The organism is Synechococcus sp. L2F, assembly GCF_024345695.1.
Lineage (GTDB): Bacteria > Cyanobacteriota > Cyanobacteriia > PCC-6307 > Cyanobiaceae > MW101C3.
Genome location: NZ_JAGQBP010000001.1, coordinates 734316 through 750331, shown reverse-complemented (window position 1 = coordinate 750331; position 16016 = coordinate 734316). Strand labels below are relative to the sequence as shown.

Genomic DNA, 16016 nt, shown 5'->3' with positions numbered 1-16016 from the left:
CTGGTTACAGCGACCGCTGACCGTCATTCCCCGCTCCGACCTTCGCCCTGCGCCGGTGCTGACACCGCCCCAGGAACAACCGGTCCCGGCCGCCCCTCGCCGGCCCGGTCCCAAAAAGCGGCGCTGGCCTCTCTGGGCAGGGGTGGCCGCGGCAGTGCTCGTGATCGGCGGTGTGGCCCTCTGGCAGCGCCAGCGCAGCACCACCCAGCAGCAGCAGTCGCTGGCCGCCTATGTGGTGAAGGCCGAGCGCGGCAGCCTGCCGGGCATCGTCACCTCCAGCGGGGAGCTGGAAGCGGCCCGCAGCGTCAACGTCAGCCCCAAGCGGGGCGGCGTGCTCGCCGACCTGTTCGTGGATGAGGGCGATCTCGTGCAGGCTGGCCAGCCGATCGCTCTGATGGACAGCGGTGACCTTCGCGATCGGGAGAATGAACTGCTGGCCCAAGAGCGGCAGGCGGCCGCCGAGTACGCCCGCAGCCGCTCGGAGTTCGAACGTCGCCAGAAGCTGTATCAGCAGGGCGCGATCAGTCAGGACGACATCGTCAGCTTCCGCACCCGCATGCTCACCAGCAAGGCGGCCCTTGATGCGGCCCGGCAGCGCAACGCTCAGCGGGACGTTGAACGCGGCGAGCTCACGATCCGCGCCCCCTTCAATGGTGTGATCACCCAGCGGTTCGCCGACCCCGGAGCCTTCGTCACCCCCACCACCTCCGCCTCCGCTAACGCGGGCGCGTCCAGTTCATCGGTGGTGGAGCTCGCCCGCGGCCTGGAGGCGGTGGCCAAGGTGCCGGAAAGCGACATCGGCCGCATCCGCCTCGGCCAGATCGCCACCGTGCGGGTGGATGCCTTCCCGGACCGCCGCTTCACCGCGCGCGTGCGCCAGATCGCCCCCCGTGCGGTGAAGATCAACAACGTCACCTCCTTCGATGTGAAGCTGCTGTTCACCGATCCCCACAGCGAGCTGCGGATCGGCATGACCGCCGACATCGACTTCAAGACCGGCACCCTGCCGGCTCAGACCCTTGTGCCCACTGTGGCAGTGGTCACCGAGGAAGGGCGGCCTGGGGTGCTGCTGGTGGGCAAGAACAACCAGCCCACCTTCCAGCCGGTGACGCTCGGCTCCAGCAGCGGCCGAAACACCCAGATCCTCTCCGGCCTCAAACCGGGTACCCAGGTGTTCATCGATCTGCCTCCCTGGGCAAAGAAACGCCCCGGCAGCTGAATCACGCTCCGATCAGGCCCACTGCCAGCTCAGGCCAGTGGCCAGCTCAGTTACGTTCTGCCAGGAAGGCACGGCAGGCCGCCACGATCCTGCCGCTCGCCTGGCCGTCCCCGAAGGGGTTGTGAGCCATGGCCATGGCCGCGTAGGCGGCAGGGTCGTCGAGCAGGCGCCCGGCTTCCGTGGCGATCGCTGCCGCATCGGTGCCGATCAGGCGCGCCGTGCCCGCAGACACCGCTTCCGGACGTTCCGTGGTGCGCCGCAGCACCAGCACCGGTTTGCCCAGGGCTGGGGCCTCTTCCTGCAGGCCGCCGGAGTCGGTGAGCAGCAGCGTGCAACCGCGGATCGCTCCCACCAGCTCGTCGTAATCGAGCGGCTCGGTGAGAAAGGCCCGCGGGTGATCGCCCAGCATCTGCTGCAGGGGTTCCCGAACGGTGGGGTTGCGGTGCAGCGGAAGGAGCAGGGCGGTGTCGGGGTGTTGCTCCAGCAGTCGCAGGAAGCCATCACCGATGGCGAGCAGACGCTCTCCCCAGTTCTCCCGGCGGTGCACGGTGGCCAGGATCACCCGCTGCTGGGTCCAGTCGAGGCCAGGAAGCTGCAGCAGCGGCGCCTGCTTCGCCATCAGCAGCAGCGCATCGATCACAGTGTTGCCCGTGACCAGCACCCGGCCCACCACCCCGGAGGCCAGCAGGTTCGCCTCCGACACCGAGGTGGGGGCGAAGTGCAGTTGGCCGATCTGGGAAATCAGCCGGCGGTTGGCTTCCTCGGGGAAGGGGTCAAGCAGGTTGTCAGTGCGCAGGCCGGCTTCCACGTGCCCCACGGGGATCTGCTGGTAGAACGCCGCCAGAGCCGAAGCGAAGGCGGTGGTGGTGTCGCCCTGGACGAGCACCAGATCCGGCCGGTGCTCAGTGAAGTCCTGCTCCAGCCCCATCAGGGCGGCACAGGTCACGTGGGTGAGCGTCTGGCGGGGCGTCATCAAGGCCAGGTCGCGATCAGCGGTGAGGCTGAAGAGCTCCATCACCTGCGCCACCATTTCCCGATGTTGGCCGGTGAGCACAACCCGGGTGCGAAAGCCTTCGGCTTGTTGGAAGGCGCGGATCACCGGTGCCAGCTTGATCGCTTCGGGCCTGGTTCCCAGCACGATGCTGACGAGCGGAGCGGTGGTGATCAAAGAGCCCATGCGGGGGTGTCGATCCTAAGGAGAGCCGGTGTCGCATTCACGTGGCGGAGCATCCCCGTACCGATCAGCAGCTGCATGTGAACTCAGGCGAGTACTTGCCCCAAAATGGCTGCAATGCTGTCCAGCCGATGACCAGTTCCCTGTTTCCCCCTAGCTCGGTGCCTGCGCCCGACTCCCACCCCGCCGGCGTGGATGGTGTAGATCCGGCCCCAGCGCCACCACGGCCATCCGTGGCTACGCCCTGCACACTGGAGGAGGTGGTGCGCGTGGCTTTTGAGGCCAAGTGCTCAGATGTGCACCTCGGCGTCGGTGAGGAACCGCGGCTGCGCTTTCGCGGCGATATGCAGATGACCGGTTGGCCGATCATCACGAACCAACGGTTCTCGGAGTGGCTGAATGAGATTCTCTCTCAGGAGGATCGTCAGGCTTTTCGCAGCGATAAGGAATTCGACGGATCACATTCTTTCGGTTTCGTGAGGGTGCGGATCAACCTCTTTGAATCGCTTCTTGGTCCAGCCATGGTGCTGCGGCTTATCCCCTTTGAGGTCCCCACACTGGAATCCCTTGGGTTTCCGGATGTCTTTAAGCATCTTCTCAAGTACACCAAGGGCCTGATCCTGATGACAGGCCCCACGGGCTGCGGCAAATCCACCACTCTAGCCGCAATGATCAATTGGATGAATTCAACTCAGTCGAAGCACATCCTCACCATTGAGGATCCAGTTGAATTCGTTCATGTCAGCAAATCCTGTCTGGTGCGGCAGCGTGAGATCGGCCACCACACAAAGTTGTTCTCCACTGCTCTGCGGGCGGCATTGCGGGAAGATCCTGATGTGTTGCTGATCGGGGAGATTCGCGACCAGGAAACCCTCTCCACTGCCTTGGAGGCTGCTCAGACCGGCCACTTGGTCTTCGGCACGCTCCACACTAACTCCGCCGTAAAAACCGTTGAGCGGATGCTGGGTATGTTCCCGTCCGAAGAACAAAAATCAATCCGCACAAGTGTGGCCGAATCGTTGTTGGCGGTGATCTCGCAGGGGCTGCTCAAAACGATTGAAGGTGGCCGAATCGCTTACCACGACATCTTCATCAACACCGATGCCTGCCGGGATTACCTCCTTCGCGGCGAATTCGACGAGGTGGAGGAAATCATGAAACGCAGTTCGTTTGAAGGCATGAAAACATTGAACCAGTCCCTTCTTGAGCTGGTAGTGGCAGGCAAAGTGAGTGCGGATGAGGCGTTGGCCGTGAGCCTCAAGCGTGGTGAGCTCTCCCAGGCCCTACGAGGCCGCGAATAGGGCGGAGTCCACTGGCAAAACGTTTGTTGACTTGGCCTGGTTCAGTGGGCCCTGGCCAGGCGGAGAAGCAGCAGGGTGGCGATACCCAGCGAGAGCCCGAGCATGGCCAGGCGGCCATTCCAGATCTCGGCTTGGGGGGTGAAGCCCCGGCGCCAGGCGTTCAGCTCTTCCGGCCCCACTTCAACGGGCTGGCTGGAGCCGAGCCCCTCAGCAGCGGCTGGTGATGCTGCAAGAGAGCTGTTCGGCAGCAGTGCATTCTCTGTGGTGTCAGCTGAAGCCATCCACCCCCTTAACAACGGGTTCGGCCACCATAAAGGGATCAAAAGCAAGGCTGTTGCTCGTAGAGCGCGTCGCTTTGCTGCAATGGCAGGCGGGCCGCCACACCCAGGGCCGTGCTGCTGCTGGATCCGGCGGCAAGCCGCTGGGCTGCTGCCACGCCGATCATGGCGGCGTTGTCGGTGCAATAGGCAAGTGGTGCCCGGCGCCAGTGCAGCCCCAGCGCGCCGCAGCGTTCCTCCAGCCGCTGGCGCAGGCGTTGGTTGGCGGCCACCCCGCCCACCAGCACCAGGGTGCCGAGTCCCTCGTCGCGGGCGCAGCGGCAACTGCGCTCCACCAGCACGTCGACCACGGCCAGTTCGAAGCTGGCGGCCACATCAGCCAGATCCTGCGGAGCCAATTCCCCAATTGAAGGCGGATCCGCCGGCCCCGCGGCACCGGTGCCGGCGCGCAGCGACTGCACAAGGCGGAGTACGGCCGTCTTCAGCCCGCTGAAGCTGAAGTCGTAGGGGTGGTAGCCCCCTTCCGGCCTCGACACGCGCCCTTTCGGCAGTGGAAAGCGCAGGGGATCCCCCAGCGCTCCGGCCGCCTGGATCGCCGGACCGCCGGGATACCCCAGCCCAAGCAGCCGTGCCACTTTGTCGAAGGCCTCGCCGGCCGCGTCGTCGTGGCTGCGGCCCAGCCGCCGGTAGTGGCCGGCGCCGTCGACGCGGATCAGCTCGGTGTGGCCGCCGCTCACCAACAGCACCAGGAACGGACCCTCCGGCAGGGGGTCTCCCAGGTGGACGGAACAGAGATGGCCTTCGAGGTGGTGCACCCCCACGAAGGGACGATCGTGCAGCCGCGCCAGCGTGCGGGCTGTGACCGAGCCCACCAGCAGGGCCCCCACCAGGCCCGGCGCCACGGTGGCGGCGATGCCGTCGAGGTCGGCGAAGCCGAGGCCGGATTCGGCCATCACACTGGCGATCAACTGGGGCAGCGCCTCCACGTGCCGCCGCGAGGCAATCTCGGGCACCACGCCTCCCCAGCGGGCATGTTCGGCGATCTGGGAAGCCACGGCACTGGCGAGCACCTGCTCGCCGCGCACCACGGCCGCCGCTGACTCGTCACAACTTGTTTCGACGGCCAGAACGGTGTTCAAGTGCCTCCATGGCCTCCCTTACTCTCCGCAAGTGACATCCTGCCCGCTGGCAGGCCTTTCCCCGGATCCGGATACGATGCGCCGCCTTTTCGCCGTTCTGATTTCCGCCCTGCTGATCTTCGGCTTCGCCCCTGTGGCCCATGCCGATGTGGCCGGGCTCACCCCCTGCTCCGAAAGCCCCCGCTTTCAGCAGCGTGCCGCCGCCGCTGCCACTCCGCAGGCCAAAGCCCGCTTCGAGATGTACAGCCAGGCCGTGTGTGGCACCGATGGCCTGCCCCACCTGATCGTTGATGGCCGCTGGAGCCATGCCGGCGACTTCATGATCCCTGGCATCGCCTTCCTCTACATCGCCGGTTGCATCGGCTGGGCCGGTCGCGTGTACCTGCAGGCCATCCGTGGCAGCAAGGACGCCACCATGCGCGAGATCCAGATCGATGTGCCCCTTGCCCTGAAGAGCACCATCGCTGCAGCCACCTGGCCTCTGGCGGCCTTCAGCGAATTCACCAGCGGCAAGCTGCTGGAATCCGATTCCAAGGTCACCGTTTCACCGCGCTGAATCTCGGTTCAGTCGCCCCACCCCTCTGTTCTCCATCCGGAGCACGCCCATGAAGAAATTCCTCACCACAGCCCCTGTTTTCGCTGCGATCTGGTTCACCGTCACCGCCGGAATCATGATCGAATTCAATCGCTTCTTCCCGGATCTTCTCTTCCATCCCCTTTGATCCGCTGGCTTCCAGCCGGAGGCTCTGAACGTCAAAAGCGGCCGTAAAGGCCGCTTTTTTGTGACTTGCACGTTGTGGCTGGCGCTGGAGCTTCAGCTGCCGGCCAGTTGCAGCAGGGCTTCCAGCTCGCCGATGGCGGTCTCCAGGTCGCCGTTCATCACCACGGCGTCGAACTCAGCGGCGGCGGCCAGTTCCTCCCGGGCCCGGCGCAGGCGCCGTTCGATCGCGCTGTCGTCGTCGGTGCCGCGGCCGCGGATGCGCCGCTCCAGTTCCTCCAGCGACGGAGGTTCGATGAACACCTGGAATCCCTGCGGGAAGCTGCGCCGCACCTGGCGGGCCCCCTCCAGTTCGATTTCCAGCAGCACCGGTTGCCCCTGGGCCAGATGCTCGCTGACGGGCGCCCGTGGCGTGCCGTAAAGGTTGCCGGCGAATTCCGCCCACTCCAGCAGCCCTTCGGCAGCCACCTGCTGCTCGAACTGCTCCCGGCTCATGAAGAAGTAGTGCTCCCCGTCCTGTTCGCCGCTGCGGGGCGCGCGCGTGGTGGCGGACACAGACAGCCAGATCTGCGGATGGCGCCGGCGCAGCGCGGCCACGAGCGTGCCCTTGCCCACGCCGCTGGGGCCGGTGATCACCGTGAGTTGTCCCGGACCCGCCGCTGCTGCCTTTGTTGCTGCCATTGCCACTGCCGCTGCCTCCGCCATCAGGCCCTCGCACGTGAGCCAGCAGAGTAAGGGGCTTCCCTGTCCACGCGGTTCCCTTGACCTCCCGGACGCTCCAACCCATGGACGTCACCACCTTGCGGGCGGTGCTTGCCGAGCTGCGGCCGCAGCTGTTGCCCAGCCGCTTCGAGAAGGCCCAGCAGCCCAGCGCCCACAACCTCCAACTCGGCTTTCGCGCGCTTGATGGTCGTCACTGGCTGGAGCTGAGCTGGTGGGCGGATGCGCCGCGCCTGCTGCCGATCGACCCTCCCGCCCGGCGCGGTGAGGGCAGCACTCTGGCCCAGCAACTGCAGCACGGCCTGGGCGGCCTGGCGCTGGTGGCGATCGATCAGCACGGCTGGGAACGGGTGGTGGAGCTCGGCTTTGCCCCCCGCCCCGGTGAGGCGATCTGCCGCACGCTGGTGGTGGAGCTGATGGGCCGCCACAGCAACCTCTTTCTCCTGGATGGCCAGCGTCGGGTGGTGGCCCTGGGCCGCCAGGTGAAGCCGAACGAATCCCGGCTGAGGCCGATTGCCAGCGGCGACACCTACAGCCCGCCGCCGCCCCTGCAGGCCGATCCCCCCGATGCCGGCGAAGCTCTGTGGCACTGGCGTCGGCGCCTGCAGCTCCTGCCGCTGCCGCTGGGCAAGGCGCTGCTGCAGAGCTACCAGGGGATCAGTCCTGCCCTGGCCCTGCAGTTGGCCGGCGATCATCCCGACACATCCACGGCGCTGCTGAAGCTGCCGGTGGAGCAGCTCAGCGAGCTGCAGTGGAGTGCCCTCTGGGTGGCCTGGCAGCAATGGCTGGGCGACCTGGCGGCGGACCGCTTTGGCTTCGTCACCGGTGGAGCCACCGCCTACCGCTGCTGGGGCGCCGAGCTGGCCGGCCCGGTGGGGCGCCCGCTGGCGCAGCTCTACGACCGGCAGCTCACAGCCCAGGCCTTCCAGCTGCGCCACGATCAGCTGCAGCGGCGCCTGTTCACGGCCCGGGATCGCCAGAGTGCCCAGCGAGCCGAGCAGCAGGCGTTGCTGGAGCAGGCCGCCGGCTGCGACCAGTTGCGGCGGCAGGCGGATGCCCTGCTCTGTCTGGCCGACCCCAGCCGCGAGCAGGTGGCTGAGGCACAGGCTCTCTATAAGAAGGCGCGCCGCCTGCAGCGCTCCTCCGCCGTGATCACCACCCTGCTGGAGCGTCACGACCAGCAGCTGGAGCGCATTGAGGCCAGCCTGGCCTTTCTGGAGCTGCACCGGCCCGAGGAGACCACCCCCCATGCCCTGCGCGGGGCGCTGGAGGATCTCGCCGCCCTCGAAGACGACGTGGAGGAACTGCTCAGCGTCGGCGGCCGCGAGCGGGACAAGGGACGAAGCAAGGCGCGCGCCCGGCGGCAGCCCCTTCCATGCCAACCGCTGGAGTTCCTCACTGCCGGAGGGCTGCGCGTGCAGGTGGGCCGCAACCATCGCCAGAACGAATGGATCAGCCTGCGGCAGGCGCGGCGCGGTGATCTCTGGTTCCATGCCCAGGAGTGCCCGGGCAGCCACGTGATGCTCAAGAGCTCGGAAGCTCCCGCCACCGACGCCGACCTGCAGGCGGCGGCCGATCTGGCCGCCCGCTTCAGCCGTGCCCGCGGCAATGCCCGTGTGCCCGTGGTGATGGTGCCCAGCGACCAGCTGCAGCGCATTGCCGGAGCCGGACCCGGCACCGTGCGCCACCGGGGTGGTGAGGTGCTCTGGGGCGATCCCGGCCGCGGCGCCACCCTGTGCAGTCGCTCCTTAGGCTCAGCTCCAGCGCCTGCGCCATGAGCGACTCCCCCCTCCCCGCACCTCCCCCACCGATCCGGGTGCCACCGGCGGATGAGTTTCCCGCCGAGGTGGAGATGAGCCTTGTGGACCACCTCGAGGAGTTGCGGCGGCGGGTACTGCGCAGCCTGCTGGCGGTGGTCGTGGCGGCCGGCGGCTGTCTGCTGCTGGTGAAACCGCTCGTTCGGCTGCTGGAACTGCCCGCCGTGGGCATGCGCTTCCTCCAGCTCGCCCCGGGTGAATTCCTGTTTGTGTCGATCAAGGTGGCCGGCTATGCCGGCCTCACGCTGGCGCTGCCCTACGTGCTCTACGAGGCGCTGGCCTTCGTCTTGCCGGGTCTCACGCGCCGGGAGCGGCGACTGGTGGCGCCGGCCGTGGCGGGGTCGGCGGTGCTGTTCGCCGCAGGGCTTGCCTTCGCCTGGTGGGCGCTGGTGCCGGCGGCGCTGCGGTTCCTGGTCAGCTACGGCGCGGATGTGGTCGAGCCGATCTGGTCGATCGAGCGCTACCTCGATTTCGTGCTGCTGCTGATGGTGGCCACTGGCCTGGCCTTTCAGCTGCCGGTGCTGCAACTGCTGCTGGGTGCCTTCGGCCTGATCCGCTCCGACGCCATGTTGAAAGCCTGGCGCTGGGTGGTGCTGGTGGCGGCCCTGGCCGGCGCCGTGCTCACTCCTTCCACCGACCCCGTCACGATGCTGCTGCTCACCGGCTCGATCACGGCCCTGTTCCTGGTGGGTGTGGCCCTGGTGGCCCTCACCGAGCGGCTCCGGCCTGCGGCCAGCGGCGCCTGAGGCCAGGTTCAGAGCAGGAATTCACTGCTGCGCCCGCCCTCGGCCGGCTCCAGGGTGAGGCTCATCGCCCGTCCCAGTCGGGGTTTGTCGCGGGTGGTGGTGAGCCACTGGCGCACCTGATCGGCCACCCCGAGGCCGTTGAGCAGCTCGATCAGCTCCTGCAGCTTGGCCTCATAGCCCTCGGCATCGAGCGGAAAGGACTGCTGCTCCAGGTAGGCCCACATCACCTGCAGGTAGAGGCGGCCGCGCCGCTGTACCAGCTGGAGGTCGTAGGACGCGTGCCAGCGCTCACGCAGCACCTGCAGCACTTCATCGAGCCGGAGGGGGGCGAAGCGGCCGCTGGAGCCGGGCTCAGCAGCCGGATCAGGCAGGGACACGGCGGCGAGGGTGAGGACACTCCACAACAGCATGTTGCGCCGCAGGCGCAAGCTGCGTCCTGGCAAAACGTGACGGCCAGGGCAACGTCCATAATGGGCGCCTCGTTGCTTCGGCACCCAGGAACGTTCCGTATGACCCAGATCCCAGTGAGCGATGTGCCCGGAATGGGCCGTCGTCAGTTCATGAATCTGCTGACTTTCGGCTCCGTCACTGGTGTCGCACTGGGTGCTCTCTACCCCGTCGCCCGCTACTTCATTCCCCCCCGGCCCGCCGGCGGTGGCGGTGGCACCACCGCCAAGGATGAACTGGGCAACAACGTCACCGCCTCGGGCTGGCTCAGCACCCACAAGGAGGGAGACCGCAGCCTCGTGCAGGGCCTGAAAGGTGACCCCACCTACCTGCTGGTGGAAGGTCCCGACGCCATCGGCAGCTACGGCATCAACGCCATCTGCACCCACCTGGGTTGCGTGGTGCCCTGGAACAGCGGTGCCAACAAATTCATCTGCCCCTGCCACGGGAGCCAGTACGACCCCACCGGCAAGGTGGTGCGTGGTCCTGCTCCGTTGTCGCTTGCCCTGGCCAACGTCTCCGTCGAAAGCGACAACGTTTTCCTGAGCACATGGACCGACACCGATTTCCGCACCGGTGAAAAGCCCTGGTGGGCCTGATCGTCCGACCGTCCATCTCCTCCCGTCGCCCGTCCGCCCACCCCATGCGCCGCACCCTTTCCCTGCTGCTCTCCACCGTCCTGGCTTCGGCCGCCCTCTTCCTGGCGCCTTCTGCCTCCTGGGCCTACCCCTTCTGGGCCCAGCAGAACTACGAGAGCCCCCGCGAAGCCACCGGCAAGCTCGTCTGTGCCAACTGCCACCTCGCCAAGCTGCCCACCCAGGTGGAAGTGCCCCAGGCCGTGATGCCTGACACCGTGTTCAAGGCGGTGGTGAAGATCCCCTACGACACCAGCGTTCAGCAGGTGGCCGCCGATGGCAGCCGCACGGGCCTCAACGTGGGTGCGGTGCTCATGCTCCCCGATGGCTTCACCCTTGCTCCCGCTGATCGTCTCAGCGACGAGCTGAAAGAGGAAACCGCCGGGGTCTACGTGACCCAGTACAGCGACGACAAGCCCAACATCCTGCTGGTGGGCCCCCTGCCGGGTGATCAGCACCAGGAGATCGTCTTCCCGATCCTCTCCCCCGATCCCGCCACCGACAGCGCCATCCACTTCGGCAAGTATTCGGTGCACGTGGGTGGCAACCGCGGCCGCGGCCAGGTGTACCCCACCGGTGAGAAGAGCAACAACGGCGTTTTCACCGCTCCTGCCGCCGGCACCGTGAGTGCCATCACCGCCGGTGAGAACGGCGCCAGCGTCGTGGAGATCCGCACCGCCGACGGCACCACCGTGAATGAAACCATTCCGGCTGGCCCTGCCCTTGCTGTGGCTGTGGGCGATGACGTGGTGCTCAACGGACCCCTTTCGGAAGATCCCAATGTGGGCGGCTTCGGTCAGCTGGATTCCGAGATCGTGCTGCAGAACCCTGTGCGCATCTACGGCATGCTCGCTTTCTTCGCCGCCGTTGCTCTCGCCCAGATCATGCTGGTGCTGAAGAAGAAGCAGGTGGAGAAAGTGCAGGCTGCCGAAGGCGTCTGAGGCTGACCCCCATCTGCTGAGCCGTTTCCCTTGGCGCTTCTTCCCCCAGCCCTGCCGACGGCGATGTTCACTTCACCGGGGCCCCTGCTGTTCCAGCTGGGGCCTTTCTCCCTGCGCTGGTATGGCCTGCTGATTGCCGTGGCGGTGCTGCTCGGCCTGATGCTCTCCACCAGGCTGGGCCGGCGGCGTGGCATCGAGCCGGCCATGATTGCCGACCTTCTGCCGATTCTGGTCCTGGCTGCTGTGCTCGGTGCCCGCCTCTACTACGTGGTGTTGGAGTGGCGCCAGTATCAGCTCAACTGGCTGGATGCCCTGGCTATCTGGCAGGGGGGCATTGCCATCCATGGCGCCCTGATCGGCGGCTCACTGGCGGTGGTGGTCTACTGCCGCTGGCGCAAGCTCGCCTTCTGGAATCTGCTCGATGTGCTCGTTCCCTCGGTGGCCCTGGGCCAGGCGATCGGCCGCTGGGGCAACTTCTTCAACTCCGAAGCTTTCGGCCTGCCCACGGATCTCCCCTGGCGGCTGTTCATTCCAGCGGTGAACAGGCCGGCCACCTTCATCGACGAGCAGTTCTTCCACCCCACCTTTCTCTACGAATCGCTCTGGAACCTGGCGGTGGTGGCGTTGCTGCTCACCTTGTTCCAGCTTGGTTCGCGGGGCCGCATCGCGTTGCCTGCCGGGGCGCTCAGCTGCATTTACCTGATCAGCTACAGCCTGGGCCGCTTCTGGATCGAAGGACTGCGCATCGATCCGCTCTGCCTGTTCTCCACCCCGCCCTTCTGCGAAGGCGGTCTGCGCATGGCGCAGCTGATGAGCCTGCTGCTGATCGCGGCCGGATCGATCGGCCTGATCTGCTTCTACCGCGGAGCCCGTCGCCTTCAGAGCGAGTCTGGCCCCAGCGAACCTTTCCAGGGCACCAACCCTTGACCACTTTCCCCAGCCAGCCGGAAGCCACCCCGTCGGAACCGGCGGCGGTCACGATCGTGGGAGCAGGGCCCGGCGCCCCTGATCTGCTCACGCTGCGGGCAGCCCGTGCCATCGAAGCGGCCGAGGTGCTCGTCTGGACCGATTCCCTGGTGTCGCCCCAGATCGCAGCCCTGGCCCCGGCGAGCGCTGAACGGATCCGCACCAGCACCCTCACCCTCGAGCAGGTGCTGGAGGTGCTGATCGAGCGGGCCCGCGCCGGCAAGCGGGTGGTGCGACTCCACGATGGCGACCCCTGCCTCTACGGGGCACTGGCGGAGCAGGTCAGCAGGCTCACCGAGGCGGGCCTGGTGGTGGAGGTGGTCCCGGGTCTCAGCGCCTATCAGGCCACGGCGGCAGCGCTGCAGGCTGAGCTCACCATCCCTGGCCTGGTGCAGACGATCGTGCTCAGCCGGGCTTCCGGACGCACCGGCGTGCCGGAGAAGGAATCCCTGGAACGCCTGGCGGCCCTGGGGGCCTCCCTCTGCCTGTATCTCAGCGCACGCCATGTGGAAGAGGTGCAGGAGGTGCTGCTGGCGCACTACGCCGCCGACACCCCGGTGGCGATCGGCTACCGCGTCAGCTGGCCCGACCAGTGGATCACTGTGGTGCCCCTGAGCGAGATGGCAGAAACGAGCCGCCAACGCCAGCTGATCCGCACCACCCTCTACGTAGTAAGCCCTGCTCTCGACGCCCCCCAGCAGGCCCGCTCGCGTTTGTACTCCTCCTCCCACACCCATCTGTTTCGCCCCGGTGGGAAGGGACTGCCTGTCGATCAGGCCGCCAGCGACTGCGGGCAGCTGGCTGAATCCTCCCCCGCGTCCTTGCCGTAGAGCTCGGCCTCAAAGCGGTCGCGGGCGAAGCGGCAGCCGCTGCGCGCCACGATCGCCTCGAGATCCAGTGCTGCCACCCCCAGGCAGCAGGTGCCTCCCGGCGATGGCGTCACGTTGAACACCAGCCCGGGCCTGGCTTCGATCCTCACCTCCCCGAGCATCAGCTTGCGGGCCTGCTTGTCGATCAGCTGGGGGCGCACCCCTCCATAGCCTTCGGCGAAGCTCAGGTCGTTGAGCGCCATGCCGGGAACGATCTTGCGCACATCGCGCAGAAACAGCCGTCGCCGCAGCCAGGGCACCTCGAACAGCAGGTTGCGCACGATGTAGGCACGGATGTCGCTGTTGCCGAGCAGTTGCCACAACACCGCCAGCACGGCCAGATCGAGCCTGAGCACCTCAAGGAATTCGAAGAACGAGCCGAGCCGGTAGCGCTCGAGCAGGGGCAGCAGCAGCGCGGTGGGGCCGAAGCGCGTCTGGCCGGGAGCTCCCACATCGGGGTCCCCGTGCAGGGCGGCGAAGGGCAGCTTGTCGTTCTGCACCGTGTAGACCTTGCCGTTCAACAACTCGGGGGTGAAGTAGAAGCTGCCGGCCACCGGCAGGCAGGAGTAGCGCAGTCCGTGGCCCATGCGCTGGGCCATCAGCAGGCTGTGGGCGCCGGCATTCACCACCACATGCCGCGCCCGCCAGAGCTGGCGGCCCGCCGCCTTGCTCTGCGTCTCCACCAGAAACGTCTCGCCCTCGGGGGTGATCGTCTCCACGCTGGTGCCGAGGGCCAGGTCGATGCAGCGCGCGCTCCCCTCCACAGCGGCGTGGGCCTGGCGCACGAACGCGGCCGAGAGCGCTTCGTAGTCGACGGCGGTGGCGGCCTCGCGGATGCCGATCGCCACCAGTTCCTCGCTGCGTGGCACGCCATTCACCAGCGCCACCGCTGGCTCCCAGGCGGCGATGTCCTCTTTCTCCAGCAGCTGCATCGCCGGAAAGTGAGGCGAAAACAGTTCAAAGCGCTGGCGCAGGCTGGCGCATTCCCGCTCGCCCACCCCCAGCACCATTTTCGGGGTGCGGAACAGGCAACGCTCACGCTCCTCGCCCTCCAGCAGGTCGCCGAAGCGCACGACCATCTCAGCCGTGCGCTTCACCCGCAGCGCCTTCTCCAGGGTGTAATTGGTCTCGATGTCGCCGCAGTGGATCGTCTGGCTGTTGCTGGTGGCCTTGGAGTTCACCTGGGCCAGCTGCTCATAGCGCTCGATCAGCGCCAGCCGGGGCAGGTCGGTGTAGCGGGCGAGCTCGAAGAGCAAGGCCGTGCCACAGACCCCGCCACCCACCACCAGCACGTCCACCTCCCGCGGCGTCGAAGCCTTGGCGGCCTCGGTTCCCTGCCCCGCAGGCTGGGGGGAGGTTGAGGCCGGGGCGGACGCACGGATCGGAGAGACAGAAGACACGCGGTAGCGGCGAAACAGAGGGTGCGCAGGCCATGTTCGCCGATCCTGTGCAGGCGGGCGTGGCCATTGGCGGAGCGCTTCAACGGGCTGCATTGAGCACCGCAATGGCGCCGGCGAGCATCAATGCGGCGGCGGGCAGCCGCAGCCCGCCCCGCGGCTCGTCCAGCAGCGTGACGCCCACCGTGGCGCTCATCAGCGTGCTCAGGCGCTTGATGGCGATCACATGCACCACGGCGGTCTGGCGCAGCGCCTCCATCTGGCAGACCATGCCCACCGCCCCGGTGAGACCGCAGAGCAACACCAACAACAGCAGCCCCTCAGAGGTCGCTGCCGCAGCCAGCCGTGTGGTGCTCCCTCCTGATCCGGTGAGCTCGGGGGCCAGCAGCGGTACAGCGACCACCAGGTTGAACAGCACCACCCAGGTGAGCGAGCCGCCAGCGTTCACCCCCACCTTGTCGAAGGCGGCGCCGAGGCCCCACAGCACGGCCACCACCAGCATCGAGCGTGCCCCCGGACTGCTCAGCAGGGGCAGACCACCACCCGTGCCGCGGCCCAGCAGCAGGGCTCCCAGCACCAGCAGCGCCACACCCGCCAGGGCTGCCGGTGCTGGCCGCTCCCCCAGCAGCCACCAGCCGCTGAACAGCAGCACCAGGGGCGAGAGGTTGATCAGGGGCAGCACCAGGCTGAGGTCGCCGCGGGCGAGGGCGCGCCCGTAGGCCCAGAAGGCCAGGGCGTTCACCAGCCCCCCGGCAGCCAGGGCCAGCAGCAGACGGGTGCCGTCGCTGGGCCAGCCGCCTGGGGCCAGCAGCAGCCATGGCAGGGTCAGGGCGGCACTGATCAGGCAGCTGAGGCCCATCACCCGCGCCGCCGTCCAGCCGCTGCGCTGCAGCAGGCGGCGGACGGCCAGATCGCGGCCGCTTTCGCAGCAGGCCGTGAGCAGGGCCAAGGCGGGCCAGGGAAGCAGCAAAGGAAGCGGGGGAAGGACAGGCTGGGTGGCGCCGCCCGTGTTTTAAGATCCAGGGGTGCGGGCGATTAGCACAGCGGTAGCGCACTTCCTTCACACGGAAGGGGTCACTGGTTCGAGTCCAGTATCGCCCATAACTTCTCCACTATTTCCTTACTCAATTCTCCGGAAACTTTCAATTGTTTCGGTCCGGGAGAGGCCAGCTCAGTCAAGCCAGCACTGGATTTCCCACCAGGCTGGCGTGCAACAGATCCATCACCTGGAGGATCTGGTCGTGTTGGGCGGCGGGGATGGTGAGGTGGCTGGCCAGATCCTCGAGGATCCGCTGTTCCTCGGCCACCAACTCGCCGTCGGAGCGCATGATCTCGGCAGCCACGGTGAAGGCCGTGAGTCGCTGCCGCGGATCCAGCACGGCGGAGGCATGCTCCATGAGCTGGCGGGAGCCTTCCAGGCGCAGCTGGGCCAGCAGGCGGTCGAACAGCTGGATCATTTCAGCGTCCGACATATGGCGGAAGGGTTCGCGGTAATCGAGCGCATGGCGCAGAGCACGCGTGCCTGCCTTGGTGAGCACCCCATCCCAGGACACGGCCGCCAGCGCCACGGCCACGAAGGCGGTGGGTGAATCCATTGGTTGCATTGCGTTCATCACGTCCTGTGCTGGGAGCTGCGCCATGGCCTTCAG

Annotated in this window: 18 protein-coding genes and 1 tRNA gene; 11 read left to right on the top strand and 8 right to left on the bottom strand. The window is 67.2% G+C overall.

Features of this window, described 5'->3' with window-relative positions; all coding sequences use genetic code 11:
* Positions 1-142: 142 nt before the first annotated feature.
* A complete protein-coding gene (locus KBZ19_RS03740) occupies positions 143-1219 on the top strand; it encodes an efflux RND transporter periplasmic adaptor subunit (protein WP_315856314.1) in 1077 nt (358 codons plus the stop codon).
* Positions 1220-1265: 46 nt separating this feature from the next.
* On the opposite strand, the gene wecB is transcribed toward KBZ19_RS03740, so the two are convergent.
* Positions 1266-2396, bottom strand: coding sequence for a non-hydrolyzing UDP-N-acetylglucosamine 2-epimerase (gene wecB, locus KBZ19_RS03735; protein ID WP_255099812.1), 1131 nt, complete (start codon positions 2394-2396; stop codon positions 1266-1268).
* A gap of 128 nt (positions 2397-2524) precedes the next feature.
* Here wecB and KBZ19_RS03730 point away from each other — a divergent pair, with 128 nt between their 5' ends.
* Positions 2525-3694 (top strand): type IV pilus twitching motility protein PilT, encoded by a 1170-nt coding sequence (locus KBZ19_RS03730; RefSeq protein ID WP_255099811.1) that lies wholly within the window; start codon positions 2525-2527, stop codon positions 3692-3694.
* Positions 3695-3735: 41 nt separating this feature from the next.
* Here the strand turns inward: KBZ19_RS03730 and KBZ19_RS03725 are convergent, their stop codons facing one another.
* The gene (locus KBZ19_RS03725; protein WP_094510282.1) at positions 3736-3975 is read right to left on the bottom strand and encodes a hypothetical protein; all 240 of its coding nucleotides are present in this window, start codon (positions 3973-3975) and stop codon (positions 3736-3738) included.
* A gap of 38 nt (positions 3976-4013) precedes the next feature.
* Complete coding sequence (gene tsaD, locus KBZ19_RS03720; protein WP_255099810.1) at positions 4014-5111, bottom strand: tRNA (adenosine(37)-N6)-threonylcarbamoyltransferase complex transferase subunit TsaD; 1098 nt, start codon at positions 5109-5111, stop codon at positions 4014-4016.
* A gap of 76 nt (positions 5112-5187) precedes the next feature.
* Here tsaD and KBZ19_RS03715 point away from each other — a divergent pair, with 76 nt between their 5' ends.
* Complete coding sequence (locus tag KBZ19_RS03715; protein WP_094510284.1) at positions 5188-5667, top strand: Photosystem I reaction center subunit III; 480 nt, start codon at positions 5188-5190, stop codon at positions 5665-5667.
* Positions 5668-5716: 49 nt separating this feature from the next.
* Positions 5717-5833, top strand: coding sequence for a photosystem I reaction center subunit IX (gene psaJ, locus KBZ19_RS03710; RefSeq protein WP_011935127.1), 117 nt, complete (start codon positions 5717-5719; stop codon positions 5831-5833).
* 92 nt (positions 5834-5925) lie between these two features.
* On the opposite strand, the gene gmk is transcribed toward psaJ, so the two are convergent.
* Positions 5926-6510, bottom strand: coding sequence for a guanylate kinase (gene gmk / locus KBZ19_RS03705; RefSeq protein ID WP_255099809.1), 585 nt, complete (start codon positions 6508-6510; stop codon positions 5926-5928).
* 104 nt (positions 6511-6614) lie between these two features.
* On the opposite strand from gmk, the gene KBZ19_RS03700 reads away from it, so the two are divergent.
* Entirely contained in the window at positions 6615-8327 is a 1713-nt protein-coding gene (locus tag KBZ19_RS03700; RefSeq protein WP_255099808.1) for an NFACT family protein, read from the top strand.
* The gene (gene tatC, locus KBZ19_RS03695; RefSeq protein ID WP_255099807.1) at positions 8324-9112 is read left to right on the top strand and encodes a twin-arginine translocase subunit TatC; all 789 of its coding nucleotides are present in this window, start codon (positions 8324-8326) and stop codon (positions 9110-9112) included. The genes KBZ19_RS03700 and tatC overlap by 4 nt, the downstream gene beginning before the upstream one ends.
* A gap of 8 nt (positions 9113-9120) precedes the next feature.
* Here the strand turns inward: tatC and KBZ19_RS03690 are convergent, their stop codons facing one another.
* Positions 9121-9522, bottom strand: a complete 402-nt coding sequence (locus tag KBZ19_RS03690; RefSeq protein ID WP_094510445.1) for a DUF3067 family protein — start codon at positions 9520-9522, stop codon at positions 9121-9123.
* Between the two features lie 99 nt (positions 9523-9621).
* Between KBZ19_RS03690 and petC the strand changes: the two genes are divergently transcribed.
* The 4 genes from petC to cobM all read left to right on the top strand — a co-directional run bounded on the left by petC (position 9622) and on the right by cobM (position 12931).
* Entirely contained in the window at positions 9622-10158 is a 537-nt protein-coding gene (petC, locus tag KBZ19_RS03685; protein ID WP_094510288.1) for a cytochrome b6-f complex iron-sulfur subunit, read from the top strand.
* Between the two features lie 44 nt (positions 10159-10202).
* The gene (petA, locus tag KBZ19_RS03680; protein WP_255099804.1) at positions 10203-11135 is read left to right on the top strand and encodes a cytochrome f; all 933 of its coding nucleotides are present in this window, start codon (positions 10203-10205) and stop codon (positions 11133-11135) included.
* 63 nt (positions 11136-11198) lie between these two features.
* On the top strand, positions 11199-12062 hold the full coding sequence (gene lgt / locus KBZ19_RS03675) for a prolipoprotein diacylglyceryl transferase (protein ID WP_255100043.1): 864 nt from the start codon (positions 11199-11201) through the stop codon (positions 12060-12062).
* Positions 12059-12931 carry a precorrin-4 C(11)-methyltransferase gene (gene cobM / locus KBZ19_RS03670; protein ID WP_255099803.1) on the top strand — a complete coding sequence of 291 codons (873 nt, stop codon included), beginning with the start codon at positions 12059-12061 and terminating at the stop codon, positions 12929-12931. The genes lgt and cobM overlap by 4 nt, the downstream gene beginning before the upstream one ends.
* Here the strand turns inward: cobM and KBZ19_RS03665 are convergent.
* Both KBZ19_RS03665 and KBZ19_RS03660 read right to left on the bottom strand, forming a co-directional pair.
* Entirely contained in the window at positions 12874-14370 is a 1497-nt protein-coding gene (locus KBZ19_RS03665) for an FAD-dependent oxidoreductase (RefSeq protein WP_255099802.1), read from the bottom strand. The genes cobM and KBZ19_RS03665 overlap by 58 nt on opposite strands.
* Before the next feature lie 79 nt (positions 14371-14449).
* The gene (locus tag KBZ19_RS03660; RefSeq protein ID WP_255099801.1) at positions 14450-15316 is read right to left on the bottom strand and encodes a DMT family transporter; all 867 of its coding nucleotides are present in this window, start codon (positions 15314-15316) and stop codon (positions 14450-14452) included.
* 80 nt (positions 15317-15396) lie between these two features.
* Between KBZ19_RS03660 and KBZ19_RS03655 the strand changes: the two genes are divergently transcribed.
* A tRNA-Val gene (locus KBZ19_RS03655) sits at positions 15397-15468 on the top strand.
* A 74-nt stretch (positions 15469-15542) separates the two neighbouring features.
* Here the strand turns inward: KBZ19_RS03655 and KBZ19_RS03650 are convergent.
* On the bottom strand, positions 15543-15962 hold the full coding sequence (locus tag KBZ19_RS03650; RefSeq protein ID WP_255099800.1) for a tellurite resistance TerB family protein: 420 nt from the start codon (positions 15960-15962) through the stop codon (positions 15543-15545).
* Positions 15963-16016: the final 54 nt, after the last annotated feature.

Coding starts and splice junctions, on each gene's coding strand:
- petA (WP_255099804.1), top strand. CDS start 10,203: ATGCGCCGCACCCTTTCCCTGCTGCTCTCCACCGTCCTGGCTTCGGCC.
- tatC (WP_255099807.1), top strand. CDS start 8,324: ATGAGCGACTCCCCCCTCCCCGCACCTCCCCCACCGATCCGGGTGCCA.
- wecB (WP_255099812.1), bottom strand. CDS start 2,396: ATGGGCTCTTTGATCACCACCGCTCCGCTCGTCAGCATCGTGCTGGGA.
- lgt (WP_255100043.1), top strand. CDS start 11,199: ATGTTCACTTCACCGGGGCCCCTGCTGTTCCAGCTGGGGCCTTTCTCC.
- KBZ19_RS03700 (WP_255099808.1), top strand. CDS start 6,615: ATGGACGTCACCACCTTGCGGGCGGTGCTTGCCGAGCTGCGGCCGCAG.
- psaJ (WP_011935127.1), top strand. CDS start 5,717: ATGAAGAAATTCCTCACCACAGCCCCTGTTTTCGCTGCGATCTGGTTC.
- KBZ19_RS03715 (WP_094510284.1), top strand. CDS start 5,188: ATGCGCCGCCTTTTCGCCGTTCTGATTTCCGCCCTGCTGATCTTCGGC.
- KBZ19_RS03650 (WP_255099800.1), bottom strand. CDS start 15,962: ATGGATTCACCCACCGCCTTCGTGGCCGTGGCGCTGGCGGCCGTGTCC.
- KBZ19_RS03690 (WP_094510445.1), bottom strand. CDS start 9,522: ATGCTGTTGTGGAGTGTCCTCACCCTCGCCGCCGTGTCCCTGCCTGAT.
- KBZ19_RS03730 (WP_255099811.1), top strand. CDS start 2,525: ATGACCAGTTCCCTGTTTCCCCCTAGCTCGGTGCCTGCGCCCGACTCC.
- gmk (WP_255099809.1), bottom strand. CDS start 6,510: ATGGCAGCAACAAAGGCAGCAGCGGCGGGTCCGGGACAACTCACGGTG.
- KBZ19_RS03725 (WP_094510282.1), bottom strand. CDS start 3,975: ATGGCTTCAGCTGACACCACAGAGAATGCACTGCTGCCGAACAGCTCT.
- petC (WP_094510288.1), top strand. CDS start 9,622: ATGACCCAGATCCCAGTGAGCGATGTGCCCGGAATGGGCCGTCGTCAG.